This window comes from Acinetobacter sp. YH1901141 (genome assembly GCF_013416935.1).
GTDB lineage: Bacteria > Pseudomonadota > Gammaproteobacteria > Pseudomonadales > Moraxellaceae > Acinetobacter > Acinetobacter towneri.
This window is the reverse complement of record NZ_VPEY01000001.1, coordinates 164,279-177,948: the sequence shown is the minus strand read 5'-3', so window position 1 is coordinate 177,948 and position 13,670 is coordinate 164,279. Positions and strand designations below refer to the sequence as shown.

Sequence of the window (13,670 nt, the reverse complement as noted above, 5' to 3'; positions counted from 1 at the left end):
TTTAGTCTAATCCCCGCAACCAAGTTTCTAAAGAGGCTCACAACTAGGTGGGCCTTTTTGCACAGTGGATATTGGTTTTACTGTGCAAGAATAGGGGCGATTACGCCCTTTTTTATTGGCTATCGTGTAGTGTCGATACAAGCCGTGCGCGGCCTAAAGTCAAAGTGTCATGTTTCACTACTACTATAGTTTGTATGAATGTGTAGTGGTCAAATAAGACCATTGAGCCGCAGCAGAATGACGAGAGTAAATGAAGCTATCAAATAAAACTCAAGCACTTCAGGACTTAATTGCGCCAGCAGTGCAAGCATGTGATGTGGATCTTTGGGGAATCGAGTTTATTCCACAAGGTAAGCGTTCTTTGTTACGTATTTATATCGACAAAGCTGTCGATGAAAATGCAGAACCTGTCTTAAATGAAGATGGCGAATTAGAGCAAGGTCGTGGTATTGGTGTGCAAGATTGTGTACGTGTAACCCAGCAAGTTGGTGCAATGCTTGATGTGCATGATCCAATTTCAGGTGAATATGCACTTGAAGTATCCTCTCCGGGTTGGGATCGTCCATTTTTCCAATTAGAGCAATTGCCTGCATATATTGGGCAAACCATTGCGTTACGTTTAATCAGTGCTGTAGAAAACCGTCGTAAATTTCAAGCGAAATTGGTTGCTGTAGATCTGGAAAATGAAACCATTCAGGTCGAAGTGGAAAAACAGCAGGTATTGGAGATTGACAGTCACAATATTGATAAAGCAAACCTGATTTACCAAGATTAATCAAATTAATAAGAATCTGAACGAATAGGTGACTTATGGCACGTGAAATTCTTACCGTCGTTGAAACGGTTAGTAACGAAAAAGGTGTAAGTCGTGAGGCAATTTTTGAGGCGCTTGAACAGGCTCTTGTTGCTGCGACGAAAAAGAAATTCTACGAAGGCACAAACTCAGAAGAAGCACGTTTACGTGTGGAAATTGATCGTAAAACAGGTGACTACAGCACTTTCCGTCAGTGGGAAGTGGTGGCAGATGAAGATCATGAAATGCCTGCATGCCAAGATGCAATTTCTGATGTAGACCCTGCAAAGTGGTCAATTGGCGATATTCGCGAACTTGAAGTTGAGTCAATTGACTTCGGTCGTATTGCTGCGCAAATTGCCAAGCAAGTGATTGTGCAAAAAATTCGTGAAGCAGAACGCGCATTGGTTGCAGATGCTTATGAAGCCAAAGTAGGCGAGCTGATTTACGGTGAAGTGAAAAAGCAAACCAAAGATGGCTTTATTATTGATTTGGGCGACAATGCAGAAGCATATTTGGCGCGTGAAGAAATGATCGCCAAAGAAATTTTGCGTCCTAAGCAGCGTGTGAATGCAATTTTGTACAGCGTGAACCGTGAAGGTCGTGGTGCACAATTGTTGTTGTCACGTGCCAAGCCTGAAATGCTGATTGCATTGATGAAAAAAGAAATTCCAGAAATTTCTGAAGAAATCATCGAAATTAAAGCAGCAGCGCGTCAGCCAGGTGTACGTGCAAAAATTGCAGTAAAAACCAACGACCATCGTATTGACCCTGTAGGTGCATGTATTGGTATGCGTGGTACACGTATCCAAGCGGTACAGCAAGAGTTAAATGGTGAGCGTATTGATGTTGTGGTGTGGTCTGATGATCCAGCACAATATATCGCCAGTGCTTTAGAGCCAGCCGATGTATCGGGTATTGTGATTGATGAAGAAGAACGTACTGCCGACATTATTTTCGCAACCAGCGATCAGTTGGCACGTGCAATTGGTTCACAAGGTCAAAACGTACGTTTAGCCTCTGAACTCACAGGTTACAAGCTGAACATGATGCTTGAAGAAGAGTATCACGCACGTCAGCAAAATGAAGCGCAACAATACTTGGACTTGTTTGTTTCACGTTTAGACATTGCTGAAGACTTGGCAATGGCTTTGGTTGAAATGGGCTTCACTTCATTAGAAGAAATTGCGTATGTTCCTGCGGAAACATTTGACGAAATTGATTTAGATGAAGAAATCGTTGAAATGCTACAAAGCCGTGCCAAAGAAGTGGCATTGGCAGATGCATTGCAACAGCAAGAAAATATTCAAGATCCGAGTGACGAACTTCTGGCAATGGAAGGCATGACACAAGAGATCGCTTATGCGCTTGCCGCTCGTGGTGTCATCACAGTTGATGATTTAGCTGACCAAGCAACTGACGATATCGAAGATATTGAAGGTTTAGGTTCAGATAAAGCGGGTCAATTGATTATGAAAGCGCGCGAATCATGGTTTAACTAGGAGGTAATGTATGACGGACAAGTCGATTAAAGAGTTAGCGCTCAGTGTAGGTCGTCCAGTTGAGAAGCTCCTGGAACAGGTTCGTGACGCAGGTTTACCACAGCGTAAGGCTGACGATATTATTTCCACTGAACAACAAAATACCCTAGTGAACCACTTGAAAAAGGTTCACGGTCAAGAGGGTAATGCAGGACAAATCACGTTGAAACGTAAAACCACCAGTACGGCTAAAGTGGCAAGTACTTCGGGCAAGGCGAAAACGATTAATGTAGAAGTTCGTAAGAAACATACATTTGTAAAGCCAGACCCTGAACAAATTAAAGCGGAAGCACTGGCAAAAGCACAGGCTGAAGCAGCTGAAAAAGCTCGTGCGGAACAGCAATCACAAGCGACTGCAAAAGTACAAGCAAAAGCTGATGCGCCGCAAGCAGGTGCAGCAAAAGCAAAACAAGCTTTAGATGCAATGCGTGCAGCAGCAAAACAAGAAACAGCGAAGCAAGAAGTGGCTAAAGCTGCGGTTGTGGTGAAACGTAAGTCAACCAACAAGCCAATTGTGAAGCAAGCGGTGAAGGTGACTGAAACACCTGAACAGAAGAAAGCGCGTGAAGCACAAGCGGCACAGTTGAAAGCGACTGAAGAAGCAGCACGTCGTAAGGCAGCTGAAGAAGCCCAGCAACGTACGCTTGAACAAATGCGTCAGATGGCATCTAAATATTCAAATGAAGATGCTACTGCAACCATTCGTGTGGTAGATGATTCTCCATTGGCCGCTGGTTTGGTTGGTCAAGCGTATGAAGATTCATTCGCGAAAGAAGACCGCGAAATCAAACGTGGTACCAATACCACCAATACACGTTCACCGAAAAAAGGTGGTCGTCGCGGTCAGGAAGAACAGTCTTTCAGCCAAAACTCACATAAACGCGGTTTGAAAACGAGCCAAGCCAACAAGCACGGCTTTGAAAAACCAGTTAAAAAACAAGTTTATGATGTTGAAATTGGTGCAACGATTGTGGTTGCGGACTTGGCTGCAAAAATGGCAGTTAAAGTACGCGAAGTTATTAAATCACTCATGAAAATGGGTGAGTTAGTTACGCAAAACCAAGCGATTGAGCAAGAAGTTGCAGCACTTGTAGTTGAGGAAATGGGCCACAACCCAGTTCTAGTATCTGATACGCAAGCTGAAGATAACTTACTCGAAGCGGCTGAAGAGGCACGTGGTGTTCAAACGACACGTCCACCAGTGGTGACCATCATGGGTCACGTTGACCATGGTAAGACATCATTACTTGACCGTATTCGTCGTGCCAAAGTGGCTGCAGGCGAAGCGGGTGGTATTACCCAGCACATTGGTGCATACCACGTACAAACCGATAAAGGCATTATCACCTTCTTAGATACACCGGGACACGCAGCGTTTACTGCAATGCGTTCACGTGGTGCGAAAGCGACAGATATCGTGGTATTGGTCGTTGCGGCAGATGATGGTGTGATGCCACAAACTGCAGAAGCCATTGACCATGCGCGTGCAGCGGGTACACCAATTATTGTTGCCATTAACAAAATGGACAAAGAATCGGCTGATCCAGACCGCGTATTGAATGAATTGACCACCAAAGAAATCGTACCTGAACAATGGGGCGGTGACGTACCTGTTGCAATGGTTTCGGCGCATTCAGGTCAAGGTATTGATGAACTTCTTGACTTAATTTCAATTCAAGCAGAAATGATGGAATTGAAAGCATCTGAAGAAGGTGCAGCGCAAGGTGTGGTGATTGAAGCGCGTGTAGATAAAGGTCGCGGTGCAGTGACGTCAATTCTGGTACAAAACGGTACTTTGAATGTAGGTGACTTGGTACTTGCAGGTTCATCTTATGGTCGCGTACGTGCCATGACCGATGAAAACGGTAAGCGTATTAAATCTGCAGGTCCTTCAATTCCAGTTGAAATTTTAGGTTTACCTGAAGCGCCAATGGCAGGTGACGAAGTTCTTGTTGTAAATGACGAGAAGAAAGCACGTGAAGTTGCCGATGCGCGTATGGATCGTGAGCGTCAAAAACGTCTTGAGCGTCAAAGCGCAATGCGTCTTGAAAACATCATGGCATCAATGGGCAAAAAAGACGTTCCATTTGTCAATGTGGTATTGAAGACCGATGTACGAGGTACTTTGGAAGCCTTGATTGTTGCATTGGGCGAGTTGTCTACCGATGAAGTACGTGTACGTGTGATTGGTTCAGGCGTAGGTGCGATCACTGAGTCTGACGTTACGCTTGCAGAATCTTCAGAAGCTGTATTACTGGGCTTTAACGTACGTGCTGACAATACTGCGCGTCAAAAAGCCGATGCCGATGGTATTGACATTCGTTACTACAGCATCATCTATCAATTAATTGATGATGTGAAAGATGCGATGAGCGGTAAGCTTGCACCCGAACACCGTGAAACTATTTTGGGTGTTGCAGAAGTGCGTGAAGTGTTCCACTCAAGTAAGTTCGGTGCAGCTGCAGGTTGTATGGTACTTGAAGGCGTACTTCACCGTAACAAACCAATTCGCGTATTACGTGATGATGTGGTGGTATTCCAAGGTGAGCTTGAGTCACTTCGTCGTTATAAAGACGTGGTGGAAGAAGTTCGCGCAGGTATGGAATGTGGTCTTGCAGTAAAAGGCTATAAAGACATCAAACCACTTGATAAGATTGAAGTGTACGATGTTCAATTGATTAAACGGAGTCTTTAATGGCGGGTAGTCAACGTCTGAAGCGTATGGCGGATACAGTACAGCGTGAGCTGTCAGAACTGATTCGCCAAGAGCTGAAAGATCCACGCTTAGGTGGTCTTGTGACCATCTCTGCAGTGAAGGTGAGCCCAGACTTAGGATATGCGGAAGTGTACGTGACCGTCATGGGACGTGAATTAGGCGATGAGCAAAGCGAAACGGCAAATAAAGAAACCTTGGATGTGTTGAATAAAGCATCAGGCTTCTTGCGCCATGAGTTAAGCCGTCGTATTAAGACACGTATTACCCCGCGTTTGCGTTTTCACTACGATAAAACCAATGCCTATGGTAACTATATGTTTGGTTTGATTGCAGAAGCAGTCAAAGATTTGCCACCTGTAGAACCTAAGCAAGATGATGAATAATCAGATCGAGAAATTCTAAAAAAAATGCCACCTCAGGGTGGCATTTTTATTTAATTTTTTTAGTTTTTCTTATATACAAGACCAGGAAATTTTTGAGAAAATTTATTTATCAACTTATCAGTATTACCAATACCCCAATTTCGAGCTACATAATATTCAGCATTTTTATAGATTAATTCAGGGGTGCCATTCGCTTTATATTTTCTGTATTTGATTTCATTTTCAGTGAAGTCATCTTTCTGTTTCAATAAAAAGAAACTACAACTCTTATCTTCTTTCAAATATTCTATAATTTCATCATCAATAAGATTGTTGGCTTGAAGTAGTAAAACGGTTTGAAGACCAATATCAGACTTTTTGAAATTTTCACAGAAAACTTTTCCTTGATAAATAATATTAAAAGTACTGCGATCTCTGTCGGAAGAAAGGTTATCTAGTGCAGTACGAATACTATCGCGAGTATCTTTTTCCTGTTCGGGGTCGGAACTAATAGCATATAATGATGCTAAAATTAATTTTTGATTTTTATTCCAGAAACTTGTGAGAAGTTTTCGTTCTTCAGAGCCTAAAGCCATAATCAGTTCCTCTTTATGTGAATCAGTTTGTATTTCGATTGCTGGCTGACTGAGAGATTTTAAATACTCAATAAGAATATTCTTTGTCTGCTCAGAAATGTTTTGTTGTAGAGCTGGTTCAATTACATAATCAACAATGGATTGATAATTAATTTGAATAAACTCTTTACAGTTACACTCAGGTTCATTTAATTCTATGAGTTCCAATGTTGATATTGGGGTTAAGTAAATATAAAAAGTAGTTTCAGGTTGTTTTTGTATCGAGTCAAAATAATCAAAATATTTTGTAGTTTGATCATTATTTTCTTTGCTTTCTACTTTGTTTTCAATGATAAGTTTTACGATATAAGGCGTATCTGAAACAATAAGGGTTAATTCAATATATAAATCTAATCTGCCAATATTCTCAATGTGAAATTCGGAGTGAATGGATACTTTTTGAATTATATAATCATCAGTTGCGAAGGCATTGTATAAGTGGTTGTATGTCTTTTTTAATTTATCATTGCTGAAAATTAGTAGAATATCTAAAAGCTTTTTTATTGAAAATTCATTTAGTCCATGACTTTCATTAGGATTAAATAGCCACGCAAAAAAATTACTATGACTTATTTCTCTACGGCTTACGCCAAGAATTTCCGAAAAAGATTTTGAATAATAAAAATTTTCTAACTTTTGAGAGCTTGGATCATTTTTAAATCTAATAATTTCAGTACGAATTTGTTCTAACGTAAAATTTTCAGTCATATTTTAAATATTTTTAAGCTACTCATTAAATGTATATGAATGCTAAATCGAATGTGTAATTCATTGCAAGTCTATGATCATAATAAGTTTATATAAAATGATCATTCATTTTAAATGATCATTTTTATGATTTACTTTCTTTTCATAAAAGGTACGGCGCCGTTGGCGTTGCCATGGCAACGGACGCTCTAAGGTTTCAGGCACATTGCCACTCATCGAACGTAAACGTAAATGCAGTGCTGCCTGTGCCATTAAATTGGCAGAAACAGGCGCGGTAATAAACGCAAATAGGGTGATTAATACTTCTGCAAAGCCAAATCGTCCTTCAAATGCCGCATAAATAATGGCTGCAATTAAGAAACTGCCTAGTCCTAAAGTGCTGGATTTTGTAGGGGCATGCAGTCGCATAAATAAGTCGGGTAGGCGAACCATGCCAATGCCGCCCACCAACATGAAAAATGCGCCAATAATTAAAAAGAATGACACTAAAATTTCCATGAGTAATTGCATGTTCATTCTCCTTAATCAATCACATGACCACTGGTGAAGTAACGCGCCAGTGCTGCAGTAGACACAAAGCCTAGCATCGCCACCAATAACGCACCTTCAAATAATGAGGTACTGGTCCAATAGATACCCAGAACCACCACCAAGCAGGTCGCATTTAAAAACAAGGTATCCAAGGCCAACAGGCGGTCTACAATTGAAGGGCCAATAATCAGGCGATATAGGCACATAAACATGGACAGCGTAATCGCAACCATGCAGATTCCAAGTGCATAAGGCAGAATCATCATTGCTTTTCTCCTGACTGTGCACCAAAAATTTCAATCAGCGGTTTTTCATAACGATTTTTGATGTCTTGAATATCTACACTTTCATCTGCAGTGTTTAAGGCATGCACCAAAATATCGCCACGGTCTTGGTCAATACCTGCTGTAACCGTGCCTGGTGTGGTGGTAATGATCATCGCCAAAATACTGTTGACCTGTTCGTGTTGTGTTTCGAGAGGGACACGGAACCATTTTGGCTGCATACGGTCTGTTGGGCCAAGTACCAGTTTTGCGACACGAATATTACAAATCATAATATCCCAGACCACCACGAAGAATAAGCGAATGGCTGCAGTCCAGTTGATGTCTGGTGTACGCGCAATAAAGGGCTGGATCAGTTTGGGAATCAAGAGCGCCAAGACCAGTGCCATCAACAGATTCCCTGCAGAAACACTATGCGCCAACATCAGCCAACTCAGTGCCACCAAGACAGATACAAACGGGTGTGGCAGCAGGTTATCCCAAAACGAAGTTTTTGGTCTCGTTTTTTGCATGTTTAGGGCTCCGCAGGTTTGAGTTGAGTATCGCTAGGTTGCTGTGCTTCCTCACGATTTTGCTGTTGAATCTGACGTTGTTTATAGTCAGAAATATGCTCGCCTTCCAAGGTGTTTGGATCAATCACATAGGGAATTAAATGTGCATTGGTGTCAATTGCTTCGCCACCGTACTTGGTTTGAGGTAAGTACAATGGATCATAAGGTTGTACGCTAATCACATTTGCAGCACGGTCTTTTTTCAGAATCAGTGCTTCATAGGCCGCATTATGTTGAATCTGCTGTGCAGTATTCAGCATATATTGTTGAATTGGATTGGCAAATACCACGTACAGCACTAAACCCGTTAGGAGAAAATAAATGACACGGTCATTACGGGGCGGTGCAAGCGCAGGTAGTGCCTGATATTCATAATAGGCTTCAGTTTGCGCATCATCTTCAGGTTTGGTCGCGCGCCAAAATAAAATAAAGCCGACACGGGTGAATGCAATAATACTCAGCAAGCTGACCAAGAGAATAATGCCAATAATCCAGCCTTGATGTGCCATATTGGCGGTGGCTTGCAAAATAAAGACCTTGCCCAAAAAGCCACTAAACGGTGGCAAACCTGCCATCATTAAGGCAATCATGAAGTATGTGATTGCCAGTACTTTGTGTTGCTTCATTTGCGGGGCAATATTGAAGTGATCTTTAAATGCGCCACGTTGTGAGGTAATCCAGCCACACAGCAAATAGAAAGCCGCTGCAATTAAGGTACTGTGTACTAAGTAATACAGTGCGGCTGACCATGCCTGTGTGTTCAGCATCGAAATGGCGATCAGGATCGTACCAATCGAAGACAGCACCATAAAACCGACAAAACGACGTAAGCGCTCTGCACCAATTGCGCCAATGACCCCATACAGTGAGGTAATTAGACCAATCGGCAGCAACCAGTCTTGTAGGATTTTATGGCTCAGTGCATCATCAAATACGGTTCCATTGACCCGCAAAATGGCATACACACCCACTTTGGTCATGATGGTGAATAAGGCTGCCACAGGGGTTGTCGCCACGGCATAGGTTTTAGGAAGCCAGAAACCGACAGGAAGCATAGCGGCTTTAATACCAAATACCACAAATAGCAGTAAGCCACCTGCCACCGCAATTTTATGTGCATCAGCATCGAGTAGCGGAATAAGACGTGCCACATCGGTCATGTTTAAACTGCCGACACTGCCGTAAATCATCCCCAAACCAATTAGGAACAGGGCAGAGGCCAACAGGTTGATGGTGACGTAATGAATCCCGAGTTGAAAACGTGCTTTGCCTTGACCGTGCAATAACAACACATACGAGGCGAGCAACAAGATTTCAAAAAATACGAACAGGTTAAATAAGTCGCCTGTGAGGAATGCACCGCAAAGTCCCATGAGTAGGAAATGCACCATGGTATGAAAATAGCGACCACGTTCATCCCATTTTTTGCTGGAAAACCACAGTAATGGCAAGGCAAGTGAATAAGTCAGTACCAACATGAGGGCAGACAGTTGATCTAGCACTAAAATAATGCCAAACGGGGCGGCCCATTCGCTCAAATTATAAATAATAATTTGCCCACTGCTGACTTGAATTAAATAGCTAATTGCAGTGACTAAACCGAGTGTGGCAGAAAGATAGCTAATGCCACGACGCCATGGCTGACGCCAGTCATGTGAGAGTGAACCAAAGCCCGGATTGCCTAATAGCACTAAAATAAATGCGGTAAAGGTTGGAATCAGGATGCTAAAAATAGGTGAATGCTGTAGCCAAAATTGGAGGAAATCAGTCATTATGGCTCATCCTCACGTGGGTCAAGCAGTGGATGTTCTTCTTTGGCATCGACATGGTCACTACCGGTTTCATAGCGACTGCGCAGTGCCAATTGCACAATAAAGGCAGTGGTAGCAAAACCAATGACAATGGCTGTTAAAACCAAAGCTTGTGGGAGTGGGTCACTGGTTTTACTGGCTTCGGTCAAAATAGCAGGTGCATTTAATTGAATACGCCCCATACTGAATAAGAAGATATTGACCGCATAGCCAATCATGGCCAAGCCCAGTACCACAGGAAAGGTACGGGCACGTAAAATTAAATAGATTCCTGTCGCGACTAACATTCCAATGGCAGACGCAATTAAAAACTCAATACTAATCATTGCATTACTCCTTTGGAAGTGGGCCAGACATGCCTGAGTGACGTGAGTCGCCCAAGACAGAAATCATCAACATTACCGCACCAACCACCGTGACATACACGCCTACATCAAATAAGGCAGCCGAAGCGAGGTGCATTTCACCAATAATCGGAGGATTGACATAAATATGTGCGCTGGTGAGGAATGGACGTCCCCAGAACCATGCGGCAAGTCCTGTCAGACCTGCAATACTTAAACCCACGCCAATCCAGATTTCGTATAAACGTCCAGATTTAGCTTTGAGCATTTGTTCGGTGTGGTCTTGACCAAGCGCAATGTATTGGATGATCAACGCCATTGCGGTAATTAAGCCCGCAATAAAGCCACCGCCTGGTAAGTTATGACCGCGCAAGAAAATATACAGGCTGACCACAAGGGCGATAGGTAAAATCCATGAGGCGGTAATCCGCAGCATCAACGGTGAAGGATTAAAGCGATAGGTTAAACCTTGGGTCATGATAGTGCCGTGCGCACGCATACCATCCATTAAACACAGCGTACCAATCGCAGCAATGCCCAAGACGGTAATTTCACCAAAGGTATCGAAACCACGGAAGTCCACCAAAATGACGTTGACCACGTTGGTTCCGCCACCGAGTGGAATGGATTGCTGATTAAAGAACCATGAAATTGAATTGTGGTCGCGAGTCATAACCAGCCACGCAATCCAGCCGATACCAATGCCGCCACCAATCGCAATGAAGGCATCTCGCCAACGACGTGAACGGCTAGATTCATACGGGGTCAATTGTGGGAGCAGCGATAGACTCATCAGCAATAAAACAGTGGTGACGACATCAACCGTGATTTGAGTTTGTGCCAAGTCGGGAGCAGACAGTCCGACAAACATCATGGTGACGACCAAGCCAACTGCACCGCTGATTAAGACAGCTTTGATGCGCTCATGGTGGAACCACAGCATCATCCAGCAGGCAGAGAACAGCAATAACCATAAAACAATGGCAATCATAGGCGCATGTGTGAGTTCACGTGTGCCAGTTGTTAATCCCTGATTGAATAATGGTAGCGCGACCATGAATACCGTAAAAGCAATGATCCACACCAAATAGCTTTGCAGTGAACCATTTTCGGTTTTACGTTTGATTTTGCGTGAAACCTGTAGCAAATGTTTTAAGAATAATTCAAACAGCAGTTTGCCTTGGAATTGACCTAAATGTGGGTCGAGGTCAATTTCACGGATTTTTCCACCTTTGGCGAGCGAGAAATAGAAAATGATCCCGCCAAGCAGTGCAATAACACTCATCAGCAGGGGAAGATTAAAGCCATGCCAAATTGCCAGATGTATGCCTTCAAACTGCGACAGTTGGGTACTGGCACGAGTCGTGCTATTGACAATATGCTCGACCAATAAGGCAGGCATCAAGCCGACTAAAATACATAAAACAGCCAATAAAGTTGCGGGTGCACGCATGCCAAACGGAGGTTCGTGAGCTTCTTTGTTTGGGACATCTTTACCAATTGGACCATCAAAGAAAACGCCGTGTACCAAACGTATTGAATAGGCCACTGCAAAAATACCCGCCAGTGTCGCAACAATTGCAGAAACCAACAGTACAGGGCCAGATAAGTTTGCTACCAGTTCAGTGAAGAACATTTCTTTGGACAAAAAGCCGTTGGTCAACGGTACGCCAGCCATAGAGGCCGCGGTAATCATAGTGAGGGTGGCGGTAAAGGGTAATAGTTGCCATAAGCCACTAAGTTTACGTAAATCACGTGTGCCTGATTCGTGGTCGATAATTCCTGCAATCATAAACAGGGCCGCTTTAAAGGTGGCGTGGTTGATGATGTGGAAAATTGCAGCAGCTACTGCTAACGGTGAACCAATGCCGAGTAAGCACATGATCAGACCTAAATGACTGATGGTGGAATACGCCAATAAGCCTTTTAAATCTTCTTTGAAAATAGCAAAGAATGCTGCCATACACAGGGTAAATAGACCAATAAAGGTGACTAGGTTGTGATATAACGCTGCGCCTGCAAAAATTGGCAATAAGCGCGCCAGCAAGAAAATCCCTGCTTTGACCATCGTTGCCGAATGTAGATAGGCAGAAACAGGCGTGGGTGCAGCCATGGCATTGGGTAGCCAGAAGTGAAACGGAAATTGCGCACTTTTGGTAAATGCACCCAATAAAATCAGCAATAAAGTTGGTACAAATAAATGATGACTTTGAATTTGTTCAGTCATCATTAAGATTTGGTCAATTTGATAGGTGCCTGTGATTTGCGCCAATAACACAAAACCACCGAGCATGGCGAGTCCGCCCATGCCTGTAATGGTCAGTGCCATACGTGAGCCGCGTTGTGCTGCCTCGTAATTGCTCCAATAACCCACCAATAAGAAAGAGGAAATACTGGTCAGTTCCCAAAAAGTCAGCAACAAAATCAGGTTATTGGAGAGCGAAATTCCCAACATGGCAGCCATAAACAGCATGAGGAGAACATAGAGTTTACTGAGCGAGTTTTGTGGACTTAAATAATAATAGGCATAAATAAAAATGAGTGTGCCGATCCCCGTGATCAGCAAGGAGAATAATAAACCAAGCGCATCTAGACGGAAGCTTAAATCAATCCCCAACTGTGGCAGCCAAGACCATGTTTGAATGATCGTTTCGCCATTAAAGACTGCTTTTGCTTGAGTCAGGAGCAGAATAAGACTGCTCAGACTGACGCCAATCGCCCCTAAAGCCGTTACCCCGCGTGAAAATTGTTTCAGCCACGAGACAAGGGTTGTGCCCAGTACTAACGGTAACAATATAATAATCGGTAGCACACTCATATCCATTGTCGTGAATAGGTTGAAAACCTAAAGGATGAATCTTATCTTCCAAGGATTACAGGACAGCAACACACCATCCAAAAGATTCAATCTTGAAAGCCAATCAGTCGTGTCAGTAAACACGTAGTCTATTGTTTTGATGAGCGTATTGTCGCAACTTAAACTCAAAACAAGATCATGCAAAAATAATTTTACATGGCTAGGCGGCTCAAGCAGCAAAAAATATGCTGATCTTTCGCTGACGATGCAGCGAATAAGGTTGTGCTTGGTTTGGTTAAAGCTGTGTTAAAAATATTTAGATGCGTCAATCTACAACCTAGTTGAACTATGGATGAAGTTGATCTGCATCTGCTGCATTTTTACAGCATTCACCGTGTTTGAAAGGTCAATAGACACTATTCAAGGTATAAAAAAAGTTGTATTGCGCAACTTTAAAAACTACAGCAAAATCGGATTTTACTATAAAAGTTCAAAATTAATCTGATTTTATTACATGAATAAAACAACATCAATTTATTTTGCATACAGCAAAGTCATTATATACCGTCTGTTATATGCGGGATAAAGTATTTCCTT

Annotated in this window: 11 protein-coding genes; 4 read left to right on the top strand and 7 right to left on the bottom strand. The window is 42.8% G+C overall.

Going from position 1 to position 13,670, the window contains the following annotated elements; translation table 11 throughout:
- Positions 1-250 precede the first annotated feature (250 nt).
- The 4 genes from rimP to FTV52_RS00795 are packed head-to-tail and all read left to right on the top strand — an operon-like array spanning position 251 to position 5,433.
- Complete coding sequence (rimP, locus tag FTV52_RS00810; RefSeq protein ID WP_004975871.1) at positions 251-775, top strand: ribosome maturation factor RimP; 525 nt, start codon at positions 251-253, stop codon at positions 773-775.
- 35 nt (positions 776-810) lie between these two features.
- Positions 811-2,295, top strand: coding sequence for a transcription termination factor NusA (nusA, locus tag FTV52_RS00805; RefSeq protein ID WP_104852955.1), 1,485 nt, complete (start codon positions 811-813; stop codon positions 2,293-2,295).
- Positions 2,296-2,305: 10 nt separating this feature from the next.
- Positions 2,306-5,029: a translation initiation factor IF-2 gene (gene infB / locus FTV52_RS00800; RefSeq protein WP_179989507.1), complete on the top strand. Its 2,724-nt coding sequence runs from the start codon at positions 2,306-2,308 to the stop codon at positions 5,027-5,029.
- Positions 5,029-5,433 (top strand): ribosome-binding factor A, encoded by a 405-nt coding sequence (locus FTV52_RS00795; RefSeq protein WP_178866001.1) that lies wholly within the window; start codon positions 5,029-5,031, stop codon positions 5,431-5,433. The genes infB and FTV52_RS00795 overlap by 1 nt, the downstream gene beginning before the upstream one ends.
- A gap of 59 nt (positions 5,434-5,492) precedes the next feature.
- Here the strand turns inward: FTV52_RS00795 and FTV52_RS00790 are convergent, their stop codons facing one another.
- The 7 genes from FTV52_RS00790 to FTV52_RS00760 form a co-directional block, all read right to left on the bottom strand.
- Positions 5,493-6,755: a PD-(D/E)XK nuclease family protein gene (locus FTV52_RS00790; RefSeq protein ID WP_178866002.1), complete on the bottom strand. Its 1,263-nt coding sequence runs from the start codon at positions 6,753-6,755 to the stop codon at positions 5,493-5,495.
- Positions 6,756-6,860: 105 nt separating this feature from the next.
- Positions 6,861-7,265 carry a Na+/H+ antiporter subunit G gene (locus FTV52_RS00785; protein WP_178866003.1) on the bottom strand — a complete coding sequence of 135 codons (405 nt, stop codon included), beginning with the start codon at positions 7,263-7,265 and terminating at the stop codon, positions 6,861-6,863.
- 11 nt (positions 7,266-7,276) lie between these two features.
- A complete protein-coding gene (locus FTV52_RS00780) occupies positions 7,277-7,552 on the bottom strand; it encodes a monovalent cation/H+ antiporter subunit F (RefSeq protein ID WP_004975880.1) in 276 nt (91 codons plus the stop codon).
- Positions 7,549-8,082: a Na+/H+ antiporter subunit E gene (locus FTV52_RS00775; protein WP_004975882.1), complete on the bottom strand. Its 534-nt coding sequence runs from the start codon at positions 8,080-8,082 to the stop codon at positions 7,549-7,551. The genes FTV52_RS00780 and FTV52_RS00775 overlap by 4 nt, the downstream gene beginning before the upstream one ends.
- Positions 8,083-8,084: 2 nt before the next feature.
- Positions 8,085-9,893 (bottom strand): monovalent cation/H+ antiporter subunit D, encoded by a 1,809-nt coding sequence (locus tag FTV52_RS00770; RefSeq protein WP_167845730.1) that lies wholly within the window; start codon positions 9,891-9,893, stop codon positions 8,085-8,087.
- Entirely contained in the window at positions 9,893-10,258 is a 366-nt protein-coding gene (locus tag FTV52_RS00765) for a Na+/H+ antiporter subunit C (protein ID WP_179989505.1), read from the bottom strand. The genes FTV52_RS00770 and FTV52_RS00765 overlap by 1 nt, the downstream gene beginning before the upstream one ends.
- Before the next feature lie 4 nt (positions 10,259-10,262).
- On the bottom strand, positions 10,263-13,100 hold the full coding sequence (locus FTV52_RS00760) for a monovalent cation/H+ antiporter subunit A (protein WP_179989503.1): 2,838 nt from the start codon (positions 13,098-13,100) through the stop codon (positions 10,263-10,265).
- Positions 13,101-13,670 lie beyond the last annotated feature (570 nt).

Coding starts and splice junctions, on each gene's coding strand:
- rimP (WP_004975871.1), top strand. CDS start 251: ATGAAGCTATCAAATAAAACTCAAGCACTTCAGGACTTAATTGCGCCA.
- FTV52_RS00790 (WP_178866002.1), bottom strand. CDS start 6,755: ATGACTGAAAATTTTACGTTAGAACAAATTCGTACTGAAATTATTAGA.
- FTV52_RS00770 (WP_167845730.1), bottom strand. CDS start 9,893: ATGACTGATTTCCTCCAATTTTGGCTACAGCATTCACCTATTTTTAGC.
- infB (WP_179989507.1), top strand. CDS start 2,306: ATGACGGACAAGTCGATTAAAGAGTTAGCGCTCAGTGTAGGTCGTCCA.
- FTV52_RS00765 (WP_179989505.1), bottom strand. CDS start 10,258: ATGATTAGTATTGAGTTTTTAATTGCGTCTGCCATTGGAATGTTAGTC.
- FTV52_RS00795 (WP_178866001.1), top strand. CDS start 5,029: ATGGCGGGTAGTCAACGTCTGAAGCGTATGGCGGATACAGTACAGCGT.
- nusA (WP_104852955.1), top strand. CDS start 811: ATGGCACGTGAAATTCTTACCGTCGTTGAAACGGTTAGTAACGAAAAA.
- FTV52_RS00780 (WP_004975880.1), bottom strand. CDS start 7,552: ATGATGATTCTGCCTTATGCACTTGGAATCTGCATGGTTGCGATTACG.
- FTV52_RS00760 (WP_179989503.1), bottom strand. CDS start 13,100: ATGGATATGAGTGTGCTACCGATTATTATATTGTTACCGTTAGTACTG.
- FTV52_RS00785 (WP_178866003.1), bottom strand. CDS start 7,265: ATGCAATTACTCATGGAAATTTTAGTGTCATTCTTTTTAATTATTGGC.
- FTV52_RS00775 (WP_004975882.1), bottom strand. CDS start 8,082: ATGCAAAAAACGAGACCAAAAACTTCGTTTTGGGATAACCTGCTGCCA.